The 23,972-nt window shown below is 60.2% G+C and carries 23 protein-coding genes; 11 read left to right on the forward strand and 12 right to left on the reverse strand.

Going from position 1 to position 23,972, the window contains the following annotated elements; all coding sequences use genetic code 11:
- Positions 1–60: 60 nt before the first annotated feature.
- From BM364_RS17245 to BM364_RS17255, 3 genes are read right to left on the reverse strand one after another with little or no spacing between them, the layout of a single operon-like run.
- Positions 61–354 carry a helix-turn-helix domain-containing protein gene (locus BM364_RS17245; protein WP_139232622.1) on the reverse strand — a complete coding sequence of 98 codons (294 nt, stop codon included), beginning with the start codon at positions 352–354 and terminating at the stop codon, positions 61–63.
- A 19-nt stretch (positions 355–373) separates the two neighbouring features.
- The gene (locus BM364_RS17250) at positions 374–1,465 is read right to left on the reverse strand and encodes a CobW family GTP-binding protein (protein WP_092426798.1); all 1,092 of its coding nucleotides are present in this window, start codon (positions 1,463–1,465) and stop codon (positions 374–376) included.
- The gene (locus BM364_RS17255) at positions 1,462–1,860 is read right to left on the reverse strand and encodes a Fur family transcriptional regulator (protein WP_092427270.1); all 399 of its coding nucleotides are present in this window, start codon (positions 1,858–1,860) and stop codon (positions 1,462–1,464) included. Before BM364_RS17255 ends, BM364_RS17250 begins: the two co-directional genes overlap by 4 nt.
- Positions 1,861–1,940: 80 nt before the next feature.
- Between BM364_RS17255 and aztA the strand changes: the two genes are divergently transcribed.
- From aztA to BM364_RS17305, 9 genes are all read left to right on the forward strand, one after another.
- Positions 1,941–2,708 carry a zinc ABC transporter ATP-binding protein AztA gene (gene aztA, locus BM364_RS17260; RefSeq protein ID WP_092426800.1) on the forward strand — a complete coding sequence of 256 codons (768 nt, stop codon included), beginning with the start codon at positions 1,941–1,943 and terminating at the stop codon, positions 2,706–2,708.
- The gene (gene aztB / locus BM364_RS17265) at positions 2,705–3,580 is read left to right on the forward strand and encodes a zinc ABC transporter permease AztB (protein WP_092426802.1); all 876 of its coding nucleotides are present in this window, start codon (positions 2,705–2,707) and stop codon (positions 3,578–3,580) included. The genes aztA and aztB overlap by 4 nt, the downstream gene beginning before the upstream one ends.
- A 12-nt stretch (positions 3,581–3,592) precedes the next feature.
- Positions 3,593–4,522, forward strand: a complete 930-nt coding sequence (locus BM364_RS17270) for a metal ABC transporter solute-binding protein, Zn/Mn family (RefSeq protein ID WP_092426804.1) — start codon at positions 3,593–3,595, stop codon at positions 4,520–4,522.
- Positions 4,523–4,574: 52 nt separating this feature from the next.
- Positions 4,575–6,491, forward strand: coding sequence for a metal-binding protein ZinT (locus BM364_RS18900; RefSeq protein WP_139232623.1), 1,917 nt, complete (start codon positions 4,575–4,577; stop codon positions 6,489–6,491).
- Between the two features lie 78 nt (positions 6,492–6,569).
- On the forward strand, positions 6,570–7,769 hold the full coding sequence (gene zigA, locus BM364_RS17285) for a zinc metallochaperone GTPase ZigA (RefSeq protein WP_092426806.1): 1,200 nt from the start codon (positions 6,570–6,572) through the stop codon (positions 7,767–7,769).
- A 393-nt stretch (positions 7,770–8,162) separates the two neighbouring features.
- Positions 8,163–8,453 carry a PadR family transcriptional regulator gene (locus BM364_RS17290; RefSeq protein ID WP_244542936.1) on the forward strand — a complete coding sequence of 97 codons (291 nt, stop codon included), beginning with the start codon at positions 8,163–8,165 and terminating at the stop codon, positions 8,451–8,453.
- Positions 8,446–9,084 carry a hypothetical protein gene (locus BM364_RS17295; RefSeq protein ID WP_092426811.1) on the forward strand — a complete coding sequence of 213 codons (639 nt, stop codon included), beginning with the start codon at positions 8,446–8,448 and terminating at the stop codon, positions 9,082–9,084. Before BM364_RS17290 ends, BM364_RS17295 begins: the two co-directional genes overlap by 8 nt.
- Positions 9,085–9,089: 5 nt before the next feature.
- Positions 9,090–9,977 (forward strand): alpha/beta hydrolase, encoded by an 888-nt coding sequence (locus BM364_RS17300; protein WP_139232624.1) that lies wholly within the window; start codon positions 9,090–9,092, stop codon positions 9,975–9,977.
- 345 nt (positions 9,978–10,322) lie between these two features.
- Complete coding sequence (locus BM364_RS17305; protein ID WP_092426816.1) at positions 10,323–11,165, forward strand: NAD(P)H-binding protein; 843 nt, start codon at positions 10,323–10,325, stop codon at positions 11,163–11,165.
- 489 nt (positions 11,166–11,654) lie between these two features.
- On the opposite strand, the gene BM364_RS17315 is transcribed toward BM364_RS17305, so the two are convergent.
- The 5 genes from BM364_RS17315 to BM364_RS17335 form a co-directional block, all read right to left on the reverse strand.
- Complete coding sequence (locus BM364_RS17315) at positions 11,655–12,308, reverse strand: AAA family ATPase (RefSeq protein ID WP_092426821.1); 654 nt, start codon at positions 12,306–12,308, stop codon at positions 11,655–11,657.
- Positions 12,309–12,448: 140 nt separating this feature from the next.
- Positions 12,449–12,745 carry a DUF6634 family protein gene (locus tag BM364_RS17320; protein ID WP_092426823.1) on the reverse strand — a complete coding sequence of 99 codons (297 nt, stop codon included), beginning with the start codon at positions 12,743–12,745 and terminating at the stop codon, positions 12,449–12,451.
- A 9-nt stretch (positions 12,746–12,754) separates the two neighbouring features.
- The gene (locus BM364_RS17325; RefSeq protein WP_092426825.1) at positions 12,755–14,674 is read right to left on the reverse strand and encodes an AAA family ATPase; all 1,920 of its coding nucleotides are present in this window, start codon (positions 14,672–14,674) and stop codon (positions 12,755–12,757) included.
- An 86-nt stretch (positions 14,675–14,760) separates the two neighbouring features.
- Entirely contained in the window at positions 14,761–16,035 is a 1,275-nt protein-coding gene (locus BM364_RS17330) for a hypothetical protein (RefSeq protein ID WP_139232625.1), read from the reverse strand.
- A gap of 252 nt (positions 16,036–16,287) precedes the next feature.
- Positions 16,288–16,563 (reverse strand): helix-turn-helix domain-containing protein, encoded by a 276-nt coding sequence (locus tag BM364_RS17335; RefSeq protein WP_092426830.1) that lies wholly within the window; start codon positions 16,561–16,563, stop codon positions 16,288–16,290.
- 313 nt (positions 16,564–16,876) lie between these two features.
- Between BM364_RS17335 and BM364_RS17340 the strand changes: the two genes are divergently transcribed.
- Positions 16,877–17,785: a tyrosine-type recombinase/integrase gene (locus BM364_RS17340; RefSeq protein ID WP_092426832.1), complete on the forward strand. Its 909-nt coding sequence runs from the start codon at positions 16,877–16,879 to the stop codon at positions 17,783–17,785.
- 3 nt (positions 17,786–17,788) lie between these two features.
- The gene (locus BM364_RS17345) at positions 17,789–18,988 is read left to right on the forward strand and encodes an IS91 family transposase (RefSeq protein WP_092426834.1); all 1,200 of its coding nucleotides are present in this window, start codon (positions 17,789–17,791) and stop codon (positions 18,986–18,988) included.
- Positions 18,989–19,432: 444 nt separating this feature from the next.
- Here BM364_RS17345 and BM364_RS17350 read toward each other — a convergent pair whose 3' ends face one another.
- The 4 genes from BM364_RS17350 to BM364_RS17365 form a co-directional block, all read right to left on the reverse strand.
- A complete protein-coding gene (locus BM364_RS17350; RefSeq protein ID WP_092426836.1) occupies positions 19,433–20,041 on the reverse strand; it encodes a LysE family translocator in 609 nt (202 codons plus the stop codon).
- Between the two features lie 107 nt (positions 20,042–20,148).
- On the reverse strand, positions 20,149–22,287 hold the full coding sequence (locus BM364_RS17355; RefSeq protein WP_175528652.1) for a hybrid sensor histidine kinase/response regulator: 2,139 nt from the start codon (positions 22,285–22,287) through the stop codon (positions 20,149–20,151).
- Positions 22,288–22,321: 34 nt separating this feature from the next.
- Positions 22,322–22,822, reverse strand: coding sequence for a putative pterin-binding protein (locus BM364_RS17360; RefSeq protein WP_092426840.1), 501 nt, complete (start codon positions 22,820–22,822; stop codon positions 22,322–22,324).
- Positions 22,823–22,835: 13 nt separating this feature from the next.
- Positions 22,836–23,882 carry an HD domain-containing phosphohydrolase gene (locus tag BM364_RS17365; protein WP_092426842.1) on the reverse strand — a complete coding sequence of 349 codons (1,047 nt, stop codon included), beginning with the start codon at positions 23,880–23,882 and terminating at the stop codon, positions 22,836–22,838.
- Positions 23,883–23,972 lie beyond the last annotated feature (90 nt).

Raw genomic sequence — 23,972 nt, forward strand, 5'->3', positions numbered from 1 at the left:
GGTCTAGGTCCGTCTTAGCCGGTTCGAACTGGTGCGCGTAACCGGCGAGATCATCATTCCCTAGTGGGCGGTGCAGGTTCCACAGCTGCAGCAGTCTGGAACTTCTGTCGGCAACAGGGCCGCCATGGTGAAGGGCAATTGGCCGGTAAGGAGCTCGGGCCGCACCTGAAGGGCGATTGCGATTCTGTGGACCGTAGCGAGCGGCACGTCACCCTTAGCGTTCAGCGCTCCTTCGAGGCGGGCAATGGCGCGCTCGCTCAAACCTGTCAGCTTGGCCAGTTTCGGCCGGCCGATCTTGCGAGTCTTACGCACCAGAACAAGCCGCTCGGGATCAATGATCATGGCCTCAGACACGGGGTTCCTCTTCTCAACTTCAGGATTTGCTCCTGCGTACCTTTTTCGGCTTGAGCGTGAGCAGAAAACTTTCCAATGCCTTTTCGTCGATCCCGTCGGCAATGACAACAAGGCGGGTGCGATGATCCTGGCTCGGCCAGGATTGCAACCTCTGCGGCGGATGGAATATGCCCTGCACGATATGGATGAGATAGGGGCGGCCAGGATCATCTGCGAGCGAGATCAGCCCCTTGAGACGCAGAAGCCGGTCACCCGCGGCGCGCATCAATATGTCGAGAAACGTCGTGACCTGGCGCGATGTCACCGACCCTTCAATAACAAGGCTCTTGGTATAGACATCCGAGTGCCGGTTCCCAGGCAGCCATTGCGAGGGCGCTTGGACGCCAAAAGCCTTCGCTAGGGGGCTTTCGTCCTTGAGCCAGGCGAGTACGTCCATGCTTCGTCCATCCGGCGCATAAATTCCGTGGTCAAGTAGTGTCTCGGGCTGCGCCAGCGGGTCCTGAATATCGAGGATCCGAGCCGACGGATTGATGCGCGCCACGAGCGCCGCAAGCGCCTCGCGCCGTCCCGCTGGATCATCGTGCAACATGTCTGCCTTGGTCAGGGCGACACGGTCGGCAAAGGCCAGTTGCTTGTGGGCGAGCAAACGCTCTTCGACCGTTTCCTCACCCTTGAGGGCATCGAGCGTGGTGATGACGGCTGCCAATGCAAAGAAACGCCCCGCGATGGAGTGATGGGACGACATCAGCATCTGGTTGATGATCGGCGCAGGGTCGGCAAGGCCGGTGGTTTCGATGACCACCCGGTCAACGGCGCTAACCTCTCCATTGTCCATGGCTTCGGACAGCCGCGCCAGGGTGCTTACTATGTCATTGCCCGGTTCGCAGCAAATGCAGCCGGTGGAGGTCTCGATCAGGTCCGAGGCTGTGCCGTCCACCTTGAACAGGTCATTGTCGATCGGCACATCGCCGAACTCGTTGACCATCACCGCTGTCCGGGGGGCGTCGGTCCGCAACATGCGGTTCAGCAGGGTGGTTTTTCCCGAGCCGAGGAAACCGGTCAGCAGATAGACGGGCACGGGATTGTCGAAATGTCCGAGAGCTTGTTTCATCGGGCCGCTCCAATGCAATCCCGGCAAAGTCCGCGCAGCTCTACGGTCACCTTGGAAATGGCGAATGGCTGGTTGCTGGACCAGCGTGTCAGCCCGCGACCGATATCGGCATCCGTGAACTCCTCCACCTGCCCACAGGTATTGCAAATCGCAAAAGCGGTGGGTCCTTCCCCGTGCCGATGGGCACAAGCGATGAAAGCATTGAGGCTCTCGAGGCGGTGCACCATTCCATATTCGACGAGCTTGTCGAGCGCACGATAGACTTGAAGCGGTGCCTTGAAATTGCTGCCCTTGAGCCGGTCGAGCAATGCATAGGCGCCCAGTGGCACTCTGGCCGCCAGGAGCGCGTCCCACACCTGCTTCTGATTGGGAGTGAGCGCTGCATGTTGATTCATCTCAATTCCGGCCTTGCTTCGCATTGTCTGTAATGTAATAACGTCACGAAATTTCAGCAACCGCTTTTCGAGCTCTTTTCGTGCAGCCAGCCGTCGTCACATTTTCCGATCTTACGCTTAGCTATGGCGGGCACCCGGCGGTGCACCACCTGACCGGTGCCGTGCGCCGGGGATCGTTGACGGCCGTTGTCGGTGCGAACGGCTCGGGGAAGTCCACGCTAATGAAGGGCATTGTCGGCATATTGCCGCCGATGACCGGTCGCTGCACCGTGCAGCGCGGCTTGCGCATGGCCTATCTGCCGCAGCAGTCCGAAGTTGACCGCAGCTTCCCCGCGCGGGTTATCGATCTCGTGTCGCTGGGCCTCTGGCCGAAGCGGGGACTGCTTGGCCGCCACCGGCAGGATGATCGCGACGCGGTTCGGCAAGCTCTGTCGGGCGTGGGTCTCGACGGCTTCGAGAGCCGGCCGATCGACAGCTTGTCCGGCGGGCAGATGCAGCGGACCCTGTTCGCCCGGGTGCTGGTCCAGAACGCGGACCTCATCCTGCTGGACGAACCGTTCAATGCCGTCGATGCCCGGACAGTGGCCGACCTTGTTGCTCTGCTCAAGCGCTGGCAGTCCGAAGAAGGGCGGACTGTCCTGGTCGTGGTGCATGACCTTGACCTGGTGCGTGAACATTTTCCCGAGGCCCTGTTGCTGGCACGCCGGCCGGTGGCCTGGGGCGATGCGCGCGATGTGCTCGATGCCGGCAATCTGCTCAAGGCGCGTCAATTCCACGAAGCCTGGGACGAGACTGCCCCGTGGTGCGAACCGGCTCATGGCCATGCTCATCAGGAGCGCGCCTCATGAACTGGCTGTTCGACGTCTTCATCGCCCCGTTTCTTGAATTCGCGTTCATGCAGAAAGCGCTTCTGGGTGCATCGATGCTGTCCCTCAGCGCCGGGCCGGTGGGCGTTTTCCTAATGCTGAGGCGCATGAGCCTGACCGGCGATGCCATGGCGCACGCCATCTTGCCCGGCGCGGCCGCCGGCTTTCTCATGTTCGGCCTTGAAATCGTGCCGATGACCATTGGCGGACTGGCGGCGGGCGTCGTGGTGGCGTTGGCCGCAGGGGCGGTGTCTCGCTTCACCATCCAGAAGGAGGATGCCTCAATGGCGGCCTTTTATCTGATCGCGCTCTCGGTTGGCGTGGTGATGGTGTCGATGCGCGGCTCCAGCATCGACCTCATGCATGTCCTGTTCGGCACGGTGCTGGCGCTCAATACCGATGCATTGGTGCTGATCGGACTGGTCGCCGCGACGACCATGCTCACCCTTGCGGTGTTCTGGCGTGCATTGGTCGCTGAATGCCTTGATCCCCTGTTCCTGCGCTCGGTGTCGCGGCTCGGTTCGCCCGTCCACTTCATTTTCCTCGGCCTCGTCGTCCTCAATCTGGTGGCCGGATTTCAGGCGCTGGGCACTTTGCTGTCGGTCGGTCTCATGGTTCTGCCGGCCGTTTCAGCCCGTTTCTGGGCGCGTCGCGTCGAAACCATGGCCCTGCTCGCGGTGGCGATCGGCATGGCTTCGTCCATTTCCGGACTTCTCTTGTCCTACCACCTGAGCCTGCCATCGGGCCCGGCCATGATCCTGTCCGCGGGCGTTGCCTATGCCGTATCCGTGGTTGCGGGCCGACGCGGCCTATTGATCACCTTGCGCCCACGCCCATCTCACCGAACTGCCTGAAAGGTCCTCCCCATGATCCGTCAACTGTCCACTGCTCTGCTGTGTTCTGTTATATCATTGCCTAGCCAAGCGGTGTTTGCTCAGGAGAAGCTTCAGGTCGTCGCGAGTTTCTCGATCATCGGCGATTTCGCGCAAAAGGTGGGTGGCGACCTTATCGAGCTCAGGACCCTAGTGGGCCCCAATGGGGACGCCCACGTCTATGAGCCGCGTCCTGCCGATGCCATTGCGCTCGCAGGCGCCGATGTCGTGTTGAACAATGGACTGGAATTCGAAGGCTTCCTCGACCGGCTGATTACCGCCAGCGCGACCAAGGCCGAAATCGTGACCTTGAGCGATGGTATCGAAACACGCGAGGAGCCTGGTGGCGGGCACTATCACTTTATTGATGGTCAGGCGGTGTTCCACGCTGGGGCATATGATCCGCACGCCTGGCAATCAGTGGCCAATGCCAAGATTTATGTCGAAAACATCGTCGAGGCGTTCTGCGCTGCGGATGCTGCGTCCTGCGAAGCCTATACCGCTGCTGGCAACACCTACCTTGGCGAACTGGATGATCTGCACGCGCAAATTCTTGAGAGCGTCGCTGCGCTACCAGAGCACCGCCGTACAGTGGTGGTCGCGCACAATGCCTTTGGCTATTTCGAAGGCGAATATGGCATCCACTTCATTTCCCCGCAGGGCGTCTCAACCGAATCGGAAGCATCGGCCGCCGATGTTGCAGGCCTCATCCGCGATATCCGCGATCAGAATGCCGGCGCCATCTTCTCCGAAAACATCGCCGACACGCGCCTGATCGACCAGATCGCGGCGGAAGCCGGCTTGCCCATCAGCGGTGTGCTCTATTCGGACGCTTTGTCCGGCCCCGATGGGGCTGCCCCCAGCTACATCGCCATGATGCAACACAACGCGCAAGTCATTACCGCCGGGCTTGCTGCCGACTAACCCCACCCCTTCACCTGGTGCCTGAGCGCACCTGCAATCCCTGGAGAAACCATTGCTACGTTATCTCGCATACTCAACCGCCCTCGGGCTCGTCTTGTCAGGCGGTGCCCTGGCGCAGGAGCACGATCACCATCACGACGCCACCGACGTCACCCTGTATCGCGTTTTCGTCGGCGATCATGCCGATGCCAAGGTTACGGCCTTTGACCTCGACCAGCCCGCCAACCGCTGGACCTTTGACACGACCGGGCAGAGCAAGCTCTATACGGTAGACAATGGTGGCGCTGTCGTTGCCGTTCAGTCCGATGATGATGCGGTAACCTTCTTCCAGAGCGGCATCTCGCTTCACGCCCACGGCGATCACTCCGACATCTCGGTCAGCGATCCGGCGGCAATCGAAGATACGCTGACCGGTCCGCGGCCGTTCCACCTGATTGACCACGCCGGCAAAGTTGTCATCAATTTCGATCGCGGTGGCTATGCTGCGATCATCGATGCCCATGAGCTTTCGCACGGTGAGCTGGAGTCCACCCAGCTTCAGCAGGCACGCGCCCACCATGGCTATGCCGCTCCGATCGGTGACCTATGGGTGACCAGCGTTGCCTCCGACGCACCGGTAGAAGGCGACGCCGCTCCATCCCGCATCGGGCTACAGGCCGTCAATGCCGACGGAACCCCGGCTGGTGATGTTGCCACCTGCACGGCAATCCATGGCGAAGCCTTTTCCGGCGCCTACCTTGCCACAGGCTGCGCCGAGGGCGTTCTGACCGTCACGGATGGCGCCGATGGCCCGGTCATGGAAATGCTGGAATATCCATCCGACCTGCCGGCCGGCCAAAGCACGGGAACTCTGCTCGGCTCCAAAGCCATGCAGGTGTTTCTGGGCAATTATGGCGCCAATGGGCTGGTCGTTGTCGATCCGGTCGACGAGCCACACTTCCGCTATATCGAATTGCCCTTCCGCCGCGTGGACTTCGCCCTCGATCCAGCCAATGCCCGCTATGGCTATGTCTTGACCGAAGATGGCTCGCTGCACCAGCTCGACATGCTTCAGGCCCAGATTACCCAAAGCGTCAGGGTCACCGAACCTTATTCCATGGACGGTCACTGGAATGACGCGCGTCCGCGCATTGCCATGGCTGGTGACGAACTGGTCATGAGCGATCCCAATGCTGGGCTCGTGCGTCGTATTTCCACGGAAACTCTTGAAGAAGTCGGAACCATCGACGTCGACGGACAGCCCTACAACATTGCGGTTGCTGGTGGCAGCGGCGTCGACCATGGCGCTGAAGGCGGAGACCATGACCACGATGGCCATAGCCATGACCACGGTCATGACCATGGTGATGAAGCACACGACCACGACCATGCCCATGCCCATGGCGATGAAGCCCACGATCATGGTCATGATCACGCCCACGGGCATGATCACAATGACCAGGTCTATCAGGGCTATTTCGAGGACAGCCAGATTGCGGACCGCACCCTGGCCGACTGGGAAGGGGATTGGCAGTCGGTCTATCCGCTGCTGCAGGACGGAACGCTTGACCCGGTAATGGAGCATAAGGCTGAAGCCGGCACGATGACTGCCGATGAATATCGGGCGTATTACGATGTCGGTTACAGGACAGACGTCGATCGCATCACCATCGCGGGCGATACATTCATCTTCTACGCCAGTGGTGAGCCGATGGAAGCCCGCTATGAAGCGGACGGCTACGAAGTCCTGACCTACGAGAAGGGCAATCGCGGTGTGCGCTTTATTTTCGAAAAAGTCGAAGGCGACGAGGCTGCACCACAGTTCGTGCAGTTCAGCGATCACGCCATCGCGCCCCAGGATGCGCACCACTTCCACCTCTACTGGGGTGATGACCGTGCAGCCCTGCTCGAAGAGCTGACCAACTGGCCGACCTATTATCCGTCCGAGCTGAGTGCCGCCGAAGTGGTTGAGGAAATGCTCGCCCACTAGAGCGCGTTCCCACTCCCCATACCGCCCGGCCAGGTGAGGCCGGGCGGCCCAATCCGAACTCGATCCCGTGAGAATTCCATGGCCCAGCGTCTTCCCGTCACCGTCCTGTCCGGCTTTCTCGGCGCCGGAAAGACGACCCTGCTCAACCACATTCTTAACAATCGTGATGGACGCCGCGTCGCGGTGATCGTCAACGACATGAGCGAAGTCAATATCGACGCCGAACTCGTGCGCGATGGCGGCGCCAATCTCAGCCGCACCGACGAGAAACTGGTCGAGCTTTCCAATGGCTGCATCTGCTGCACGCTGCGTGACGACCTCTTGAGCGAAGTCCGCGCGCTGGCCGAGAGCGGCCGCTATGATTACCTGCTGATCGAGGGTACCGGTATTGCCGAGCCGCTGCCGGTCGCTACCACGTTCGAATTCCGCGACGAAAACGGTGTCTCGCTCTCCGACATCACTCGGCTCGACACGATGGTGACCGTTGTCGACTGCGCGAACCTGCTCAAGGATTATGCCTCGCACGATTTCCTGCGCGACCGCGGCGAGACGCTCGGCCCCGAGGATGAGCGCTCACTCGTGGACCTTCTGGTCGAACAGATCGAGTTTGCCGACGTGATCGTCCTCAACAAGATTTCGATGGCGCAGGACTGGGAAAGTGAGGCAGCACGCAAGGTCATCAAGGCACTCAACCCGGTCGCCAAGATCATCGAAACCGACTGGAGCAATGTGCCGCTCGACGAAGTGCTCGACACCGGTCTCTTCGATCTCGACCGGGCGCAGGAGAACCCGCTTTGGTTCAAGGAGCTCAACGGTTTCAAGGACCATATCCCTGAAACCGAGGAATATGGCATCCGCTCCTTCGTTTATCGCGCCAAACGGCCGTTCAACCCCTTGCTGCTGTCTCAGTTCATTAACAAGCCCTGGCCGGGCGTGGTCCGCTCAAAGGGCTTTTTCTGGCTCGCGACGCGACCCGACCAGGTGGGCGAACTCAGCCAGGCCGGCGCCTTGGTGCGCACCATGCGCCAGGGACGCTGGTGGGCATCGGTTCCAAAGCAACACTGGCCTGACAATGACGGCTGGCGGACCGCCATGGCGCCCTATATCGATCCGGTCTGGGGTGACCGCCGCCAGGAATTGGTCTTTATCGGCATGGACCCAATGGACGAGAATGCTATCAGGCGCGAACTCGACGCCTGCCTCGTGCCAGCTCGCCAGTTCACCCCAGACGCCTGGACGCGCCTGCCTGACCCCTTTCCAAGTTGGCAGGCGGCCTAGATGAGCTGCAGTCTGGAGAATAACCACCGCATCTTCCGCGTAGCCGCCTAAGGGTGTCCGCTCCTGGACTTTGAATGGGTTGGGCTTGACCTGAGCGGCTGAAATGGGGGATCAAAGTCTGGCGGTCGGCTGAATGACCGCTTTTCATTTGCGCGGGCCGGAAGCGGTCGGGCAGGAAACCACCCCGCAAAGGCCGGACAGACATCGACCCCGTTTCAGCCATTTCACGCTAGACAGGTGATCACCAAAAGCTGCCGTGGCGCAGATCCTTATTCTGGACACCCGCAATAGTTGACATACCTATGCTGTCTAGGCATCATACCTAGACAGCATAGGTATCTATCAATGGCGATTGCTCAATCACCCTTCCTGAACGGTGTGCCAGAACTGCTGGTGCTGCGACTGCTGCGTGACCGCGACATGTATGGCTACGAGATTGTTCAGGCTATCCGTGACGCGAGTGGCGACGTCATCGGTTTTGCTGAAGGCGTCATTTACCCTCTGCTTCATGGCCTCGAACGAGATGGAGCGCTGATCACCCGTCGCCAGACTGTGAATGGGCGTAGTCGAGTCTACTACAGTGTCACTTCTAGGGGCGCTGACCGCCTTGCCGCGCTGGCTGCCCAATGGCATAGCCTCCACCACACCATTTCCGACATACTGGCTGAGCCGCGTCATGCGTGACTGCTTGCTGAGTCTTCGGGAACAGCTTCTCGTTGGTGGCATTTCGCCCCGGCATGTCGACCGCTATATTCGTGAGCTCTCTGAGCACCGCGACGACATTGCCGAGCATCTGCGTGAAAGCGGCCTCTCGTCCACCGAGGCTTACTCGCGTGCCAATCATCGCCTCGGCGACAGCGACGTCCTCCTTCTCCCCATGCTGGCCGATAGACGCTTTCGCAGCCGCGCCGCCCGTTGGCCAGCCCTTTTCTACCTGGCCCTGCCGCTGCTTGCGCAGTTTGCGCTCATAGTCGGCGGCGTTCTCGCGCTCCTTTTTGCCGCTGGTACGGGTCTACGGCCTGCCATTGTCGATCTCGGCACAGGCTTGGCCTTACTCCTGCTCGTCTCACCCATCGTCATCGCTTGGTTGACACTCCTGGCGGCCCAGCGCCGGCGAGCATCACTCCGCTGGCCAATGTTGGGAGTCCTTGCCGGAGCCTTGGTGAGCGCAGCACTCCGAATCGGGGTCACGCCACCCGGCCCCGACACTGCGGGACAGATCGGCCTCACGCTCGGGACACCACCCCTGATCCTTCTTATTTTCTTGCTACTGCTTTCTATCCTGCCAATTTCCCTGCAACCTCGCCCGGAATGACCGCCATGAAACCGCTGCTTTCTCTGTTCCTGCTGGCATTGTCAGCGGGTGCGGCCTCTGCTGCCCAGATTGTACACCAATTGCCTCGTCCTGACGGCACTCTCATCCACTACACGCTGGATGCACCAGCGGGTGAAAGTGCTGGCTTGCTGGTTCTCGCGCAAGGGTCGGGCTGTGAACCAGGGGCGAAGAGCGGTAACCTCGCCACCGTCCGCGCCGCCTTTCCCAACCATACTGCGCTCATCGTGGAAAAGATTGGTGTCTCGTCAGGCGGTGCCATCGACGAAGGGTACTCGGATTGCCCGCAGGAATTTCTGAGCAGCTACACGCTGTCCCAGCGCGTCGAGGACTATGAGATTGTCCTGACTCATATTCACCTCACGACGCCTCAGCACGAGGTTATTCTTTTCGGTGGCTCCGAAGGCGGGCTTGCCATGGAGGCGCTCGCTGCGCGTATCCATCCTGCCGCTGCCATCCTGCTTTCGGGGTCGGTCGGTGGCACGTTCGGTGAAATGGTTCTTTCATCCGTCCCGCGAGAGGGGCAGGCCAGCGTGCGTGCAGGCTTCGAGGCAGCCCGAGCCAATCCTGACAACACCATGTTGTCGGGTCATACTCACCATTTCTGGGCTGATATTCTCGACCATCGCTCCTCCGACTATCTTAGCGCGACCGATACGCCTTTCCTTTTGATTTATGGTGGCCGCGACACGGCGGCGGGTCAGCCGGTTCGAACCTTGATAGATCGGTTTGCGGAGCAAGGACGCTGCAATCTTACATACCTGGAGTTTTCTGGCCTTGACCACGGGATGGTCGACCCGAACGGACGCTCCTACATGGCGAATGTCGCTCAGCTGGCTGCGTCTTGGTCGGAACACCCAATCCCAAGCTGCTAAGAGGTGGTGCCAATCTTCGATGCGACGAAGCGACAGTTTTTGCCACCTCGTGGCCAATAGCAGTCAGTCCGCTAACCATCCCAAAGCCGAAGGGCAGGGTAGGGTACTGCACCGGACAGTCAGCACCCGACCCCATTTCGGACATGGCCGGTGGAGATCGATAGTCCCAACAGCAGACACGAGGAGGCGCAACCCGGTCAACTGGTCAGGTGATCTTGACCTGCGGCGAAGGCTGTTCGATAAGACCACTGTGACAAGAGTTTTCTTCTGACTGATCGCTGACAGTGAGGCCACCGCGTTGCGGGGTATGCACTGTCGTATCCATATCGTCAGAAGAGTTTTCAAATGACATCAATTGCTATTTCCGGCGCTAGCGGAAAGCTGGGCCGCATGGTGCTCCAGTCACTGCGCTTAATCACCAAGCAGCCGCTCGTCTTGCTTAGTCGGACGCCCAACGCACTTGCAGGAATTTCCAGCAGCCTGGAGCCACGGTTCGCAGATTTCGACCAAGCCGAGAGCCTTCAACAAGCCATGGCTGGGGTGGATCGGCTTATCCTCATCAGCACCAATGCTTTAAGTCCCGATGGCACACGTATCCGTCAACATCGCGCTGCAATAGATGCAGCAATTGGCGCAGGGGTCAGTCACATCGTCTATACGTCGTTTTTGAAGGCAGATAGCAGCCCGCTTTCGCTAATGACTGCTGATCACGCAATGACCGAGGCAATTATCAAAGAGAGCAGCATCGGCTACTCGATATTGCGGAATGCCTTTTATGACGATCTGGCACGGCAGTTTATTGAACGTGCTGACGATGATGGTCGCTTCGCCCATGCGGCGGGCGCAGGCGGTGTAGCCTATGTGACGCGTCAACAATGTGCAGACGCAGCAGCATTCGCCGTTTCCGATGGATTTTCGGGTCGGCGTACTCTGGACATCACTGGACCCAAAGCCATTACGATGCCGGAGTTGGCGGAATTGGCCCGCACTAGTCGGGGCCGCTCATACTCCCCCGTCGACGTCACGAAAGAGGCACTTGTGGAGCGCATGGTAGCGGCATTGGTCCCGCCAGAGAGTGCCGCAATGCTCGCTTGGATAGACGACGGTATAGCGAGAGGCGCAGGTGGACCAGCGTCTCAGGATTTCGAGAGACTTACTGGTCTCGAGCCACCAGTCCTAGCGCTTTAAGCATTTGGGCCAGCCTTGATCAGGCTGGCCCTTTTGATGATCGCGCACCGCGCCAACCTGCTTATTCGCCACACTCAAAAGGCTGCTAATGGCTGGCAGCTACCCGAAACCTGCCAGTCCGCTTACCACCCCTTTTCAGCCGTGTCGCGCGCCTTTGAGGGATGGTAGTTTCCGGAACGCGCGGAAGGGTTCTGAACTGCCGGAGTGGGGCGGTTCCGGTCAAATTTTCCTTCGATTCTATTGCATGCTGTCTTGATAGCAAGACAGCATGCGGTCTGGCTGGACTAAATGTCCGCCTGAAGTTTAGCCAGCAGATCTCCGACCGCCTCGTCGAGAAGCCCTTGAAGGTTTGTGCGACGATCCAGCGCCACACGATGCAAAAAATCACGGCGTTCGCGAGAGAGCCGATAACAAATCTGTGCTCTACCTTCGTGTGGCTCCGCCAAGTCTGCCGCGACTGCAGTGGCGCGAAAGTCGACGCTGTCTGGATCAGCCATTGCTCGCGCCCTTGTCACAAAGGGCCGTCAACAACCGCGCATAGTCGGCACGCGCAGCAGTCGTCTCAGGCAAATCCGCGATCGTCATGCCGCGACCAATCAGATCTGGGTAGATAAGGCGATTGGTTATCTGGTGCGCCCACGTAGTCGCATGTGCCTGTCGCAAACGCGCTCTGGCACCGCCAACGGCGGGCGCCATTGCGCCTAGCCGCAAGGGTGGAGCAGCAGTGAGCGCGACGAGCGGTTCGGCCCCAGCGCGCTGTACAATGCCCACCCATTCAAGAGCCAGGGTGAGGTCGAAGGCGTATGGGCGTGCGACGATCAACGAAAGATCGGTGCTCTGCGCAATCTGGGATGAACCGCTATAGCGCGCAGGAGGATGATCGATGATGACCAGGTCGTAACGCGCCTTCGCGCGCCCAAGCAGGCCCGGCACGGCGGCCACCTCCGTACTATGAACTGCGAATGACGGCGTTTTGCTCGAATGATACCAAGCGCTCGCGGAGCGCTGCGGATCCGCATCAAGGACGACAGTGCGGCGCCCCTCGGCGGCCGCCAGGCTGGCGAGTGCAAGAGCGGTTGTGCTCTTCCCAGAGCCACCCTTCCCCCACAGCGAAAGTGAGATTGAGTTTGTAAGTTTGGTCATATGTTTTCCTTTCTTCGACAGTGTCGGAGAAGGTCTGGCAAGGAACAAAACATCCGCGGTGCGACAGGCTGTCTTGCTATCAAGCAAGCATGCCCGCTTTATAGCTTGATAGCTTGATAGCTTCGCCTCTGGTCGGATCGTCACTTCCCCGGCGATAGCGGCTCAGCCAGACGGTAGAGCCTACTCACCGTCCGGGCCCAGCGGCGCTCCATGTCCATGGCCAGAACCACGCTGGTCGTGCACCAACCGGTACCAAGCTCAGGATGACCCTCGACCCACCCGAACAGGCGTGGGACCCCGGCTTCAGCGTCGGTCCAGGCCCATTGAGATATCTGCGGGGCAGCTTCGAGCTCGGCTTGTGTCGGTAGTTTGCCTGTGCGAATGGCGAGGGCGGCTTGCAGGCCCTCGCGTACGGTCTCACGCGATAGATGCACCATAGTGTTTCTTCAGATCGAAGGGGAAACGCGGGTCACGTCACGGGCTTCTTGTATGGGCGCTCGCTGCTTGCCACCCGACAAGCCGGCATCAAGAAACGCTCCCACCTGATCGCCCGACAGAATCTTCGCCGTTATGAGGTGCCCTGCGAGCTTGATCGCAAGATCGCGCTCCGCCTGCAGCATTGCCACGGCGCGATCGAGCAAGGCCGTTAAGTCCGACGCCACTGCCTTGATGGTAACGGTGGAGGGCATTTTAGACACGGCAGGACCATAGAGGAGCCCCTGCCCCAATCCCTGGCGCTCGTATGCATCGATCAGCAATCGCGTCGCGTTCTCGAGGTCGCTTTCGGACCCGCTATTGGCGCCGCCTCCAAGGGTAAGGTCAGCCGCACGACCGGCCAGCATCACCGTGGCCATGTCGTGTATGTCGCTCAAATTCGGCACGATCGTCGGCAGCGCGCTGCTGACCTGACCACCGACTGAAGCGTGGGGGACAATTGAGACCATTTCGACCGTGTGGCCGAGCCTATGGGCGACCAGAGCGTGTCCCACTTCATGGATTGCAATTGCGCGGATATCGGCAGGCCGGCGGCTGTCCTCAGGCGCAACCTGAGCAACAACGTCTTCGAGCGTGAGCGCGCGTTCTGCGCCGCGTGCCAAGGCGCGCGCCTCGCGAACCCAGCCCTCGACGCGCGCCGGTGTTGCACCAATGCTCAGGTGCGCCAAGACCATCAGGTCGGCATCCGCCAGATCCTCTTTGAGGTAAAACTTGAGGAGATCGAAGATCTCTTCGCGGCTTTGCGGTGCACGAACCGTGATCTTCTGTTGGAGGCGGCGAACCAGCGCGGCATCCAAACGGTGGTAGTAGTTCGTGGCCCCAAGGAGCAGCACGCGCGCCCCGGACACGCGAAGGCGATCAATTTCGGTCAGCATCAGCGTCACGACAGGTGTCCACCAGTCAAGTCCTCGAGCATCCATGTTGGCGCGATCCGGCAGTGCGTCGAGTTCATCCAGAAAGGCAATCGCAGGCTGGGCGGTAATCGCCGCATCGATGAAACTCTTGAGGTTACGGGCGACACCACCAAGCGCACCATCCCCAGTCGTGAACCAGGAACCGACCGAACTATCGACGAAACTCCAACCCGCCGTGCGCGCAAGGCTGCGCGCCAGAAGCGTCTTGCCGGTTCCTGGCTCGCCTTCCAGCACACCATAGGTCAAAGCGCCGGCAGGCAGTCTTCCGTCCGCGACAGCAGCCAAGTCATCTAGGGTCCTGTCTGCCCAATGACGCAAGTCACTCAAAAGGGGCAGCTGAGAAAGGAGCGGCACGTCGGGTTCAGCGACTTGGGTCGGCGGGACAATGGCGCGGCCAAGGTTGGCAACGCATTCCCGGGCCGAAATGCCCGGGCGGATGGCGCTGACGATCGAGGTCAAAGGCAATGCGGCCATCTCGGGCGCGATGCCGCGGGCTATACCACCAGTCACCTGGCGGATGACCTTGCGGAGCGCAGGCACAGTGATCGCTCCGATCGAGATGGTCATATCCGCCGCGGCCAGCACTGCAGGGTCGAAGGTGCCGACGGGATCATGCGAGACAAAAACGATGCACCGGCCACGCTGAAGCATAGGCAAGGCATCAGCCCCGACCAACTCTTGCTCTTTTTTGCGGCCGCTCCGTTCAAGAACTGCGCTGACCGAGATTTTGTCGGAAAGCTTGGCGACACGCCGAGCCACCAGTTGAGACCATTCGAGGCTGGGCACAGAGATGATGATGGCGCTCGATCCGCGCGACATCAGCTTGCGCGCTTTTGCCGTGAGCGCCTTGTCCAAGGCCATCTCAATCAGGCAGTCGGCAGAGCTGGGCGATATTTTGGTCAAAGCATCGAGTCCCCCAGGGTTAAAGTCGTCGTCGTCGATATCGTGTTCAGCCATAACAGGCAGACTCCATGCGCCAGAGAACGCGCCGGTGCGCGCACTCCGTCGGATCAATAGGAATGGGGTGTCGTGGGCTTGAGGCCTTAGGCGGCGATCAGTGCTGCCGTGTTCGGATCGAGGCCGCCATCAGGATCAATGGGCTGCCAACTGTCGCGCGTGCGCCCCTTGGAGCCGACGCAGAACTGAGCAACACCGCTGCCACTCCGAAAAATCAGATCGCGCGTAGTCACAAAGCTGCTGCCATCGGCAGCAAGTTCCAGCAAGCCGGCATGCAGCCACGCGGAACGCTGGAAGCGAGTACTGCTGTTGGCGCTCGCGGCGGTCTCGATGCGCACATCGGAGCCTTGGAGCAAGACCCAGCGATTGTCATGCTGGCGGGCCGCCAGAGCAACAAGACCATCGTCAAAGCAAAGTTCGAGACGATCACCATTCGGAAGCTCATTGAACAGGCGCAGCGGTCCCACGCGCCCAGCTTCATTGCGGGGACCTGCAAGAACGGCCCGTGCCGTGCCCCCGGCGAACAGGAGGCCATTGTGGCGCAGCGTCAGGCACGCTTGAGCGAGGAAGGCATCGATTTCGCTATAGCGCTGCGCGTCGACAGCAGCGCCCATAGGCAACTCGTTCATCACCGAGAAGGCACGAGTGGCCTGGACGCGCGAGAAGAACATCCGTTCTGCCGCAAGGACATCCGCGTCAGACAGACTGTTGTTTGCGTCAGTGATAACGACAATGGTCTTGATATCGGCGATCGGCTGCTGACCGCCGGCGACACGGGCGCCGACCGAAGAGCTTGCGCCGATGTAGACCTGGCGTTCGCCGATCAGCGCGTAAATACCCGGACGCGCGAGAGCGCCAATCTTGCCAAGGCTCCGGCGCGCCTCAGGTGTGGCCACATACACGGCTGGAGCAAAGGGCGACGTCACCATTCGGTCGATACCCGAAGGCAGGGGCAATTCGTCCGGAGAGGCCTGCACGCTCTGGACGCTTTGGCCAACACCGCTGCCGCTGCAGCGAGCACCAAGCTCGCTGACCGACGACGTCGGATCAAAATCCGAAGGCGCGCGACGCACCAGAGCGTGCTCGTCAATCACGCCGACATAGTCGATGACCAGAATGCCCAGATCCACCATGACCAGCACAGCACCGGCGGCATCGGGGTGATCGCCTAAGCCGTCCGCGATATCGCCGAGACTGGCGCTGCCGGTCTCGTCGACAATGCGCAGGATGGTCAGCTGCGTCGACCCGGACAGCAGTGCGTGCTGAACCAGTCCGGCGGACAGAACCGGCGGGGAATAGTTCATGAAAGAGGAATAGGACTTGCCCGACGCGATTGCGCCGGTAGAAAAGGCTTTAGCCATGTGACACCTGTTGTAGCAGGGGTTGGATGGTCAGGTCGGCAGGTGGTTTGCACACCCCTGTCGGCCGCTCCTAGCACAGAGCGTTTCAGACCATATCGGACCGTTTGGCGCCGACATGTGCAAGATGAGCATCCTGGTCCAGGTTACAAGCCTTGCCTCGATCGCATGGTTAACACCGGACGAATCCAGTATTAACGCCGGATGGACCGCCAAACCCACAACACCACTAGATTGCTCCGCCAACAACTCGCCCTAATTATCGGGCGAAGCGTCTGTCGCGGGCGTCCCAATCGGCAGGCTTTCCAACTTATCAATGACATGGTGAAGGTCCAGGCCGACTAGCCCCGCCAGCTCAATCAGTTCGACCAAGTCCACACGACGTTGACCGGATTCGATGTTGGCGATGAACGGTTGGTGTCGCCCCAGTCGGCCAGCAAGCTCGGCTTGCGTCATCCCGGCTGCCTTGCGCGCCTCGATGATCCGTTGGACCAGCAGGAGCTGTCTCGGGCTGCGGATTGTCGATGGCATGCGACGCCAGAAGCTGTTGCGGACAACTACCGCCTAATCCGAAGTTCAGATTATCCAACCTTTAGATATTCCGAGCAATGATCCCGTCAGATCATTCTGTCGCTACAGATTTTTGCGAGGCGTTGCGGCCTAAAACATGCGCGTGTCGATCTGTACCCCAGCCACTAACGGCGCCGAAGGGGTGGATGAACGAACCCGCTGTCGCGGGAGGGTGAGCGTGGTGAGATGGCGGCCCTGCCCTGAAGTCATCGCCTGATTGAGGATCGCGTGGTTCGGGCGTTCCATTCGGCTCCTTCAACCCAGGAGCCAGACGATGACCACAATCCTTCCTAACGTCCCTGTCAGCCCGCTGCGCCAGAAGTTGATAGACGACATGACCATGCGCCACTTCTCGGCGGCCACCCAGCGCAATTACATCCGCGATGTCGGGCGCTTCGCATCGTTCCTCCGGCGATCGCCGGATACCGCGACCACCGAGGATGTGCGCCAGTTCCAGCTGGCCCAGAGCGAGGCCGGCGTTCCAGTGCCCACCATGAACACCGTGGTCTCGGCGTTGCGGTTCTTCTTCGCCAATACGCTCGATCGGCCTGACTTGGCCCGCAAGCTGGTGCGGGTGAGCCATCCACGCAACCTGCCGGTGGTGTTGAGCCGCGACGAGGTGGCGCGCCTGCTCAACGCCACGACCAGTCTCAAGCATCAGGCCGCGTTGTCGGTAGCCTATGGTGCAGGACTGCGCGTCGGCGAAGTCGCCATGCTCAAGGTGCGTGATATCGACAGCGAACGCATGCTGATCCGGGTCGAGCGCGGCAAGGGAGGCCGGTACCGCAATGCCATGCTTTCACCCGACCTGCTCACCCTGTTGCGCCAGTGGTGGCAGCACGGGCATCGCCAAGGGATATTGCATCGTGATGGCTGGCTGTTTCCGGGCCAGTACGCCCTCAAGCCGATCAGTACCAGGCAGCTCTATCGCGTCGTGGTCGAGGCTGCCCACACAGCCGAGATTGCCCGACGCGTCGGTCCACACACATTGCGGCACAGCTTCGCCACCCATCTGCTGGAAGACGGCGTCGATGTCCGCATCATCCAGGTACTGCTCGGCCACGCCAAGCTCGAGACGACGGCACTCTATACCAAGGTGGCAACGCGCACGGTGCGCGCCGTCGTCAGTCCGCTCGACAAGCTCGGCATCTTCGTTCCGACGGAGGCGCCACCCGACCCCTGAGCGGTGCGCGCCGCCATCGAGGTTGCCGATATCTTCCGGGCTGCCGGTCCTGCCTATCGCACCGCCCATGCCGGGCATCTAAGCCTTGCCCAACTCAAGGTCATGTCGGCGATCGAAAGTTGTCGTACCGCGGCTCTCGGCGGTCACCTCGAAGCCTGTTCCGACTGCGGGCATCAGCGGATCGCCTATAACTCCTGTCGCAACCGGCACTGTCCGCGGTGCCAGGGCGCCGCTGCACGCGCCTGGCTCGAAGCACAAGAGGCCAACCTCCTGCCGGTCGGCTACTTCCACGTCGTCTTCACCCTGCCCGCAGAGATCGCCGACATCGCCCTCCACAACAAGGCCGTTGTCTACAATCTGCTGTTCAAGGCAGCGTCCGAGACCATGCTGACGATTGCGGCCGACCCAAAACACCTGGGCGCCCGCATCGGCATCACCGCCGTGCTCCACACCTGGGGTTCGGCCATGACCCACCATCCCCACATCCACATGATTGTGCCCGGCGGCGGCATCTCTCCGGATGGCCGGTGGATCTCGTCGCGCCCGGCCTTCCTGCTGCCGGTCAGGGTTCTGGGCGCGCTGTTCCGCCGGTTGTTTATGACCCGCCTGATCGAACTGCACTCCGCCGGAAAGCTTGCCTTCTTCGGCAAGATGGCAGGGCTCAGAGACCGGCGTGCCTTCGTCCATTACCTTGCGCCGGCTCGTAGAAAGCGCTGGGTGGTCTATGCCAAGGCGCCATTTGCCGGGCCTGAAGCCGTGCTGGCCTATCTCTCGCGCTACACCCACCGGGTTGCCATCTCCAACAGCCGCCTCATCCGGTTCGACGGCAATGAGATCACGTTCCGCTACAAGGATTACCGTCGCGCCGGCGCTGACCGCCAGCAGATCATGACGCTGACCGCCGACGACTTCATTCGTCGATTCCTGATCCACGTTCTGCCACGCGGCTTTCACCGTATCCGGCACTATGGGCTGCTCGCCAGCTCCGCTCGCAAGAATTGCCTCGCCCATGTCCGCGATATGCTGGGGGCGGCACCGGCACCGGAAGAACCGTTGGTCGAAAAGGCCTCTGACCAGCGCCAGCCTTGCCCCTGCTGCGGCGGCGCTATGGTGATCATCGACACCTTCGCGCCATGGCACCAACCTCGAGCCCCGCCGACCGCGCGACCATCAACCCGGGAGACCGTTCATGACCCGGCATGAGCTGATACCATACCAGACCGAGCCACCTTCATCTCGGCCCGCAGATAATCTCGCGCTGGTCGATGCTGGGATCAGCATTACCCACTCGCTCGGCCACATCTGCCACGGAAAGTGCAGCTCCAAAGGTCTCTTTATCGCACCACACGCGTCAGACCTGGCCTCGTCACCGCAGGTTCACCCTCGTCCATCAACCGGCCAAATCCAGAAAAACCCATAGTGACCAGACCCTGGCTCGCGGGTTCGGTCTTCCCGGACTTTCGGGCGCCTATCGGCAGCCGAAACTCTTCAGGGTTACGGACAGTCCGCTTTTCATTGTCGGAAGGCAAATGCAGACAGTTGTCTAAAAACCGGGTGGACCACCGATTAATACCCGCCAAGCTTCTCCCCCTTATGCTGAACATCCAAATCCCGATCGACCAAGGCGTCGTTACTATTTTAGAGACTTTAGGTTGGGGTAATCCGCGTGGCCCACAACATCCACGCAGCGACACCGATCAGAATGAGCGCAAAGGTGCGCGACAACACAACCCTGCCGACGCCTTTGGTTAGCACAGGTTCAAGCATTCCTGATGCCGTGACAATCGCTAGGTGGACAAGGGTGGCAATACCCACGTAAACACCCGCCAGCAGCCCCCAAGAGCCCGAGTTCTCTTCGCCCGCGGCCAGAAAGTTGGGCATGACAGTCACATAGAACAGAGCCGCCTTGGGATTAAGCAGATTGGTCACGAGACCCTGGACGAAATAACGGCTTTGGGGGAACGGCTCGGGCGGCTCGTCCGCCTCGCGCCAGGCCTCCCAGGCGAGATAGAGGATATACGCCACCCCGCCCCAACGAAGGATTGCAAACAGTGCCGGTGAGGCCCCGATAATGGTAGCAAGGCCCAGGGCGGCCGCCGCGCCCATGGTGGCAAGCCCCAGCGCCACACCAAGAACGGCAACATACCCCGACGCCCGCCCCTGCCGAGCCGATAGAACGGCCAGGTAGGTCATGTTAGGCCCCGGCGTCAGCTCGATGAGCAACGAGGCAAGGGCAAAGCCAACAAGGTCGGGCATATTAGAGCTCACGCGCTAGACGACACCGATCATTATGCTGGACATGGCGACACCGCCAGATACCGCGCGATGTAGAGAATTTTCCGACCTCGGACTGTCGCGGGCAATCAATACGCCGGCGCGCCTGCGACCGGCGCTTTGGGTGTCGGCAGTGTTGAGGCCGGCACACAGAACGCCCGAATATTCGAAACCGCTACGAGCCCAAGTTCCTTGGAGCGTTCGGCCTGTGCCGCATCAGCGATGGAGCGAAAGCCCAGCGTCAGAGCGGCACCCTTTAGCGTGTGCAGAGTACGATCGAGCTCATCTGCAAGTCCTTCGGAAATTGCCATTTCGGCCTGTAACAGCATAGACTCGGAGGAAGAAACGAATTCCTTGACCAGCCGCCTGAATTCGTCCTCGCCCAAGGCCTCTTTCAGCCCTTGCTGATAGTCCTCGTCTACTTGAAACAATGGTGTCTCAGAAGTGGAGGCACCGTCCGGTGTAGAAACATGCTTCAACAGTTGTGAAACGAGTTTGTCTTTGGTCACCGGCTTGGCGACATGGTCATTCATCCCCGCCTCGACGCAGGCCACCCGGTCTGACTCAAACGCGTTCGCCGTTAGCCCCACAATCGGGATTAGTAAGCCGGACGCTCGCAGTATCCGCGTCGCTTCGAGCCCATCCATCTGGGGCATTTGCATATCCATCAGGATAAGATCGAAGTTGGAAACCTCGGTCGAAGCGATTGCCTCGCGCCCATTGGCTGCTCCCTCCGCTGCAACCCCCAACTTTCGCAGTAGGCCCAAGGCGACATCACGATTTATCGCGTTGTCATCGACGACGAGAACGCGCGCCCGAAAGCCATTCGGAAGTGCGACCTGATCATGCGGGGTGGCAATAGCGACGTCCGCGATAGGGCCGGCCGGAATCTCGAGCCAAAAGGTGCTCCCTTTCCCCACCACGCTCTCGACGCCGATGTCGCCCGCCATCACCTCGACCAAACGGCGGCAGATCGCCAGTCCAAGCCCAGTGCCACCAAAGGACCGGGTACTGGAACTGTCGATCTGACTGAACTCACGGAACAGGCGGCGGCTGTCTTCACCAGAGATGCCTGGCCCGGTGTCTCTGACCTCCAGCCTGAGCCGCTCGCCGATCACACTGGCCTGAACTTCAACCGTGCCGGCAGGAGTGAATTTTATTGCGTTGCCGATCAGATTGACGAGCACCTGGCGTAGGCGGTTGGCGTCTGCGAATAAACTGACACCGGGATACTGAAAGGTAAGCTTGAGCCCTGCGCTCTCAGCCCGGGGCAACATCATATGCTCGATGGGCTCGAAAACCTCGCGCAAGTCAACTGGCTTGGGTTCAAAACGAACGGCGCCAGCCTCCAACTTCGAGTAGTCCAGGATGTCGTTTATGACATCGAGCAGCATGTCGCCTGAGTGACGAATGGTCTCAACCTGATGGATCTGGTCGGAGTCGAGCCGCGACGTTCGCAATAGCTCCGTCATTCCGATAATGCCATTGAGAGGCGTGCGAATTTCATGGCTCATGGTCGCAAGGAATGCCGATTTCGCAGCACTGGCGCTCTTGGCCTGCTTGGCCACGCGGGCGTTACGTTTGCTCAGGAGCTCCACCTCCCTCCCGCTTCGTGAGATATGGAATAGCTGAACCCCGAGTAGAGTGACGATCAAAACCAGAGCAAACGTCAGAGCCGCCACGCTCGCGCCGATGCGCCAATACGTTGCTAATTGCTCTTGGCGTTCGTTGAGGCGCAGCAGGTTTATGGCAGCATTCGTGGCGACCAAAAGTTCGCCCGTGGCCTTTCTGGCGTCTTCTGCCCGCTGGAGGATTTCACCATGCCGAGCAATGAAGACCGACGGGTCTACGACCAGGACATCCATTATGGGAATGAGGTCTCGGATGCGATCGCTCGCCGCTGCTGCAAGCCTTTGAACAGTTGATGATGCGCCGAACATGTCGGCGTAGGATCCCTGACCGAGAAGCTGTGTGCGGCTGAACAGGAGGTCAAACCGTTGGCTGACCTGAGCGATGTCGCCGCTCGCGATCGCATTATGCGTCGCGTCGATAAGACGGGCAGCCTCGCGGTCTGCCTGATACGCTGCCCAGACCATATCCTCCCTGACACTGGCCCGGACAGCGCTCTGTCGTTCATTGAGGCCAACAAACAGCCAAATAACGGCGGTCAGCAGGGCTACGCTGAGAATGGTGAGGAGTACGATCCCCAACCCAATCCGCCGCGACACGGCTCGCCTTGCCCTGATGATAGCCTGAGGCATTTCAGTGGACCGTCACCGAGGCAACTTGCCAAACGGATCGACCGAAGATGACCTCGTTATAGAGGGTTGAATCTAGGTCGAATGGGTAGATCACGAAGAGCGGCCCCTTGTCGCGTACCGAGAGCTCCTCGCCGTCAACACGCGTTGCCAGAATGACCGGCATGTCTTCCAACTCTGCCATGGGGATTTCCGAGGCGTAGTCGTTGAGAGCGGTGAAGGTCACGTTCTCGCCGCTGGCGCCAAGGTAATCGAGAAGATCGCTGATGATGACACCGCTAAATTCGTGCTCTCCGGTGTACCAAGGTGTCGTCGCCTTGGTGACCCGCTGAGGAAGGGCGTCAAGCATGTTGAGATCGAAGATGGCCTTTCCATCAGCGTTCGAGTTGGTGATGGAGCCGTTCACTTCGAGGATCTCGGCCCCCGTGGGCAATGCCATCTCGACCGCGGCGGCGGGCATCAAGGTCATCAGGAGAAGTGCGGTAGCCGACAACATTGGGTTCATTTTTAGGGGCCTTTCAGGCAGCGTCGACGGCGTCGAAACGCGGGGTGTAAATGGGTACAATTTGTGCCCAGGCATGTTCGAGGGCAGAGACACATTCGGGGTCGAAATGCGTTCCGGAGCTGCGGAGGATCTCCTCGAAAGCCTCTGATGCCGACCAGGCGGGCTTGTAGCTGCGCGGGCTGCAAAGAGCGTCGAGGACGTCGGCGACTGAGGTAATGCGGGCCGCGATTGGGATCTGCTCACCAGCAAGCCCATGGGGATAGCCACTGCCATCCCATTTCTCGTGGTGGCAGCGAGCGATCTGCTCGGCCATTCTGAGCATGTCGGAGTCGCCATCGGCGAGAATTTCCGCGCCGATGATGGGGTGCATTCTCATGCGCTCCAGTTCGGGCCCCTCTAACCGGCCCGGCTTGTTGAGGATTGCATCAGATACGCCGATTTTGCCGACATCATGCAGTGGAGCAGCCAGCCATAGTGTGCGAACGAAATCCGCATCAAAGCCCATCGCAGTGGCCAATATCCCTGCCACACGAGCGACCCGTTCGACATGGTCCCCGGTCTCGTGATCACGAACTTCGATCGCACGGGCAAGGCGATAGATCATGTCCTCTTCCCGTTGCTGAAGATGAGCTGTCGCCCGGTTGACCTCGGCCTCAAGGTGAACGGCCCGATCTTCAAGCTGGTTCTGAGCACTGCGCAGCGCGAGAAGATTGGTGAGCCGAGACCGCAATTCGATCGGGTCTACCGGCTTTGCAAGAAAGTCGGTGGCCCCTGCGTTGATGGCAGCGAGCCGTGTCAGTCTGTCAGCGTCAGCGGTAATCATGACTATGGGCACATGACGGTGACTGGGGAGTGAGCGAACCGCCTCAACGAGTTCCAGGCCGGACATTCCTGGCATGACATTGTCGATGATCATGAGATCGCACGCATGACATTGGGCATCGGCAAGCGCAGAGGCGCCCTCCGTAAAACCTTCCACGGCGATTGACGGCATCCGACGAACCAGTTGGGTGAGCACCTCTAGATTGGTGCGGTTGTCCTCGACGATCACGACACGCATCTGCGCCTCCTATTGGCTCACTCATATTAAATCTTATTGCGGAACAAAAGAGATCGCTGGTTCCTTGATTAGCGGCGCTTTAAACCCGTG

This window comes from Devosia crocina (assembly GCF_900116545.1).
In the GTDB taxonomy this organism is placed as follows: domain Bacteria; phylum Pseudomonadota; class Alphaproteobacteria; order Rhizobiales; family Devosiaceae; genus Devosia; species Devosia crocina.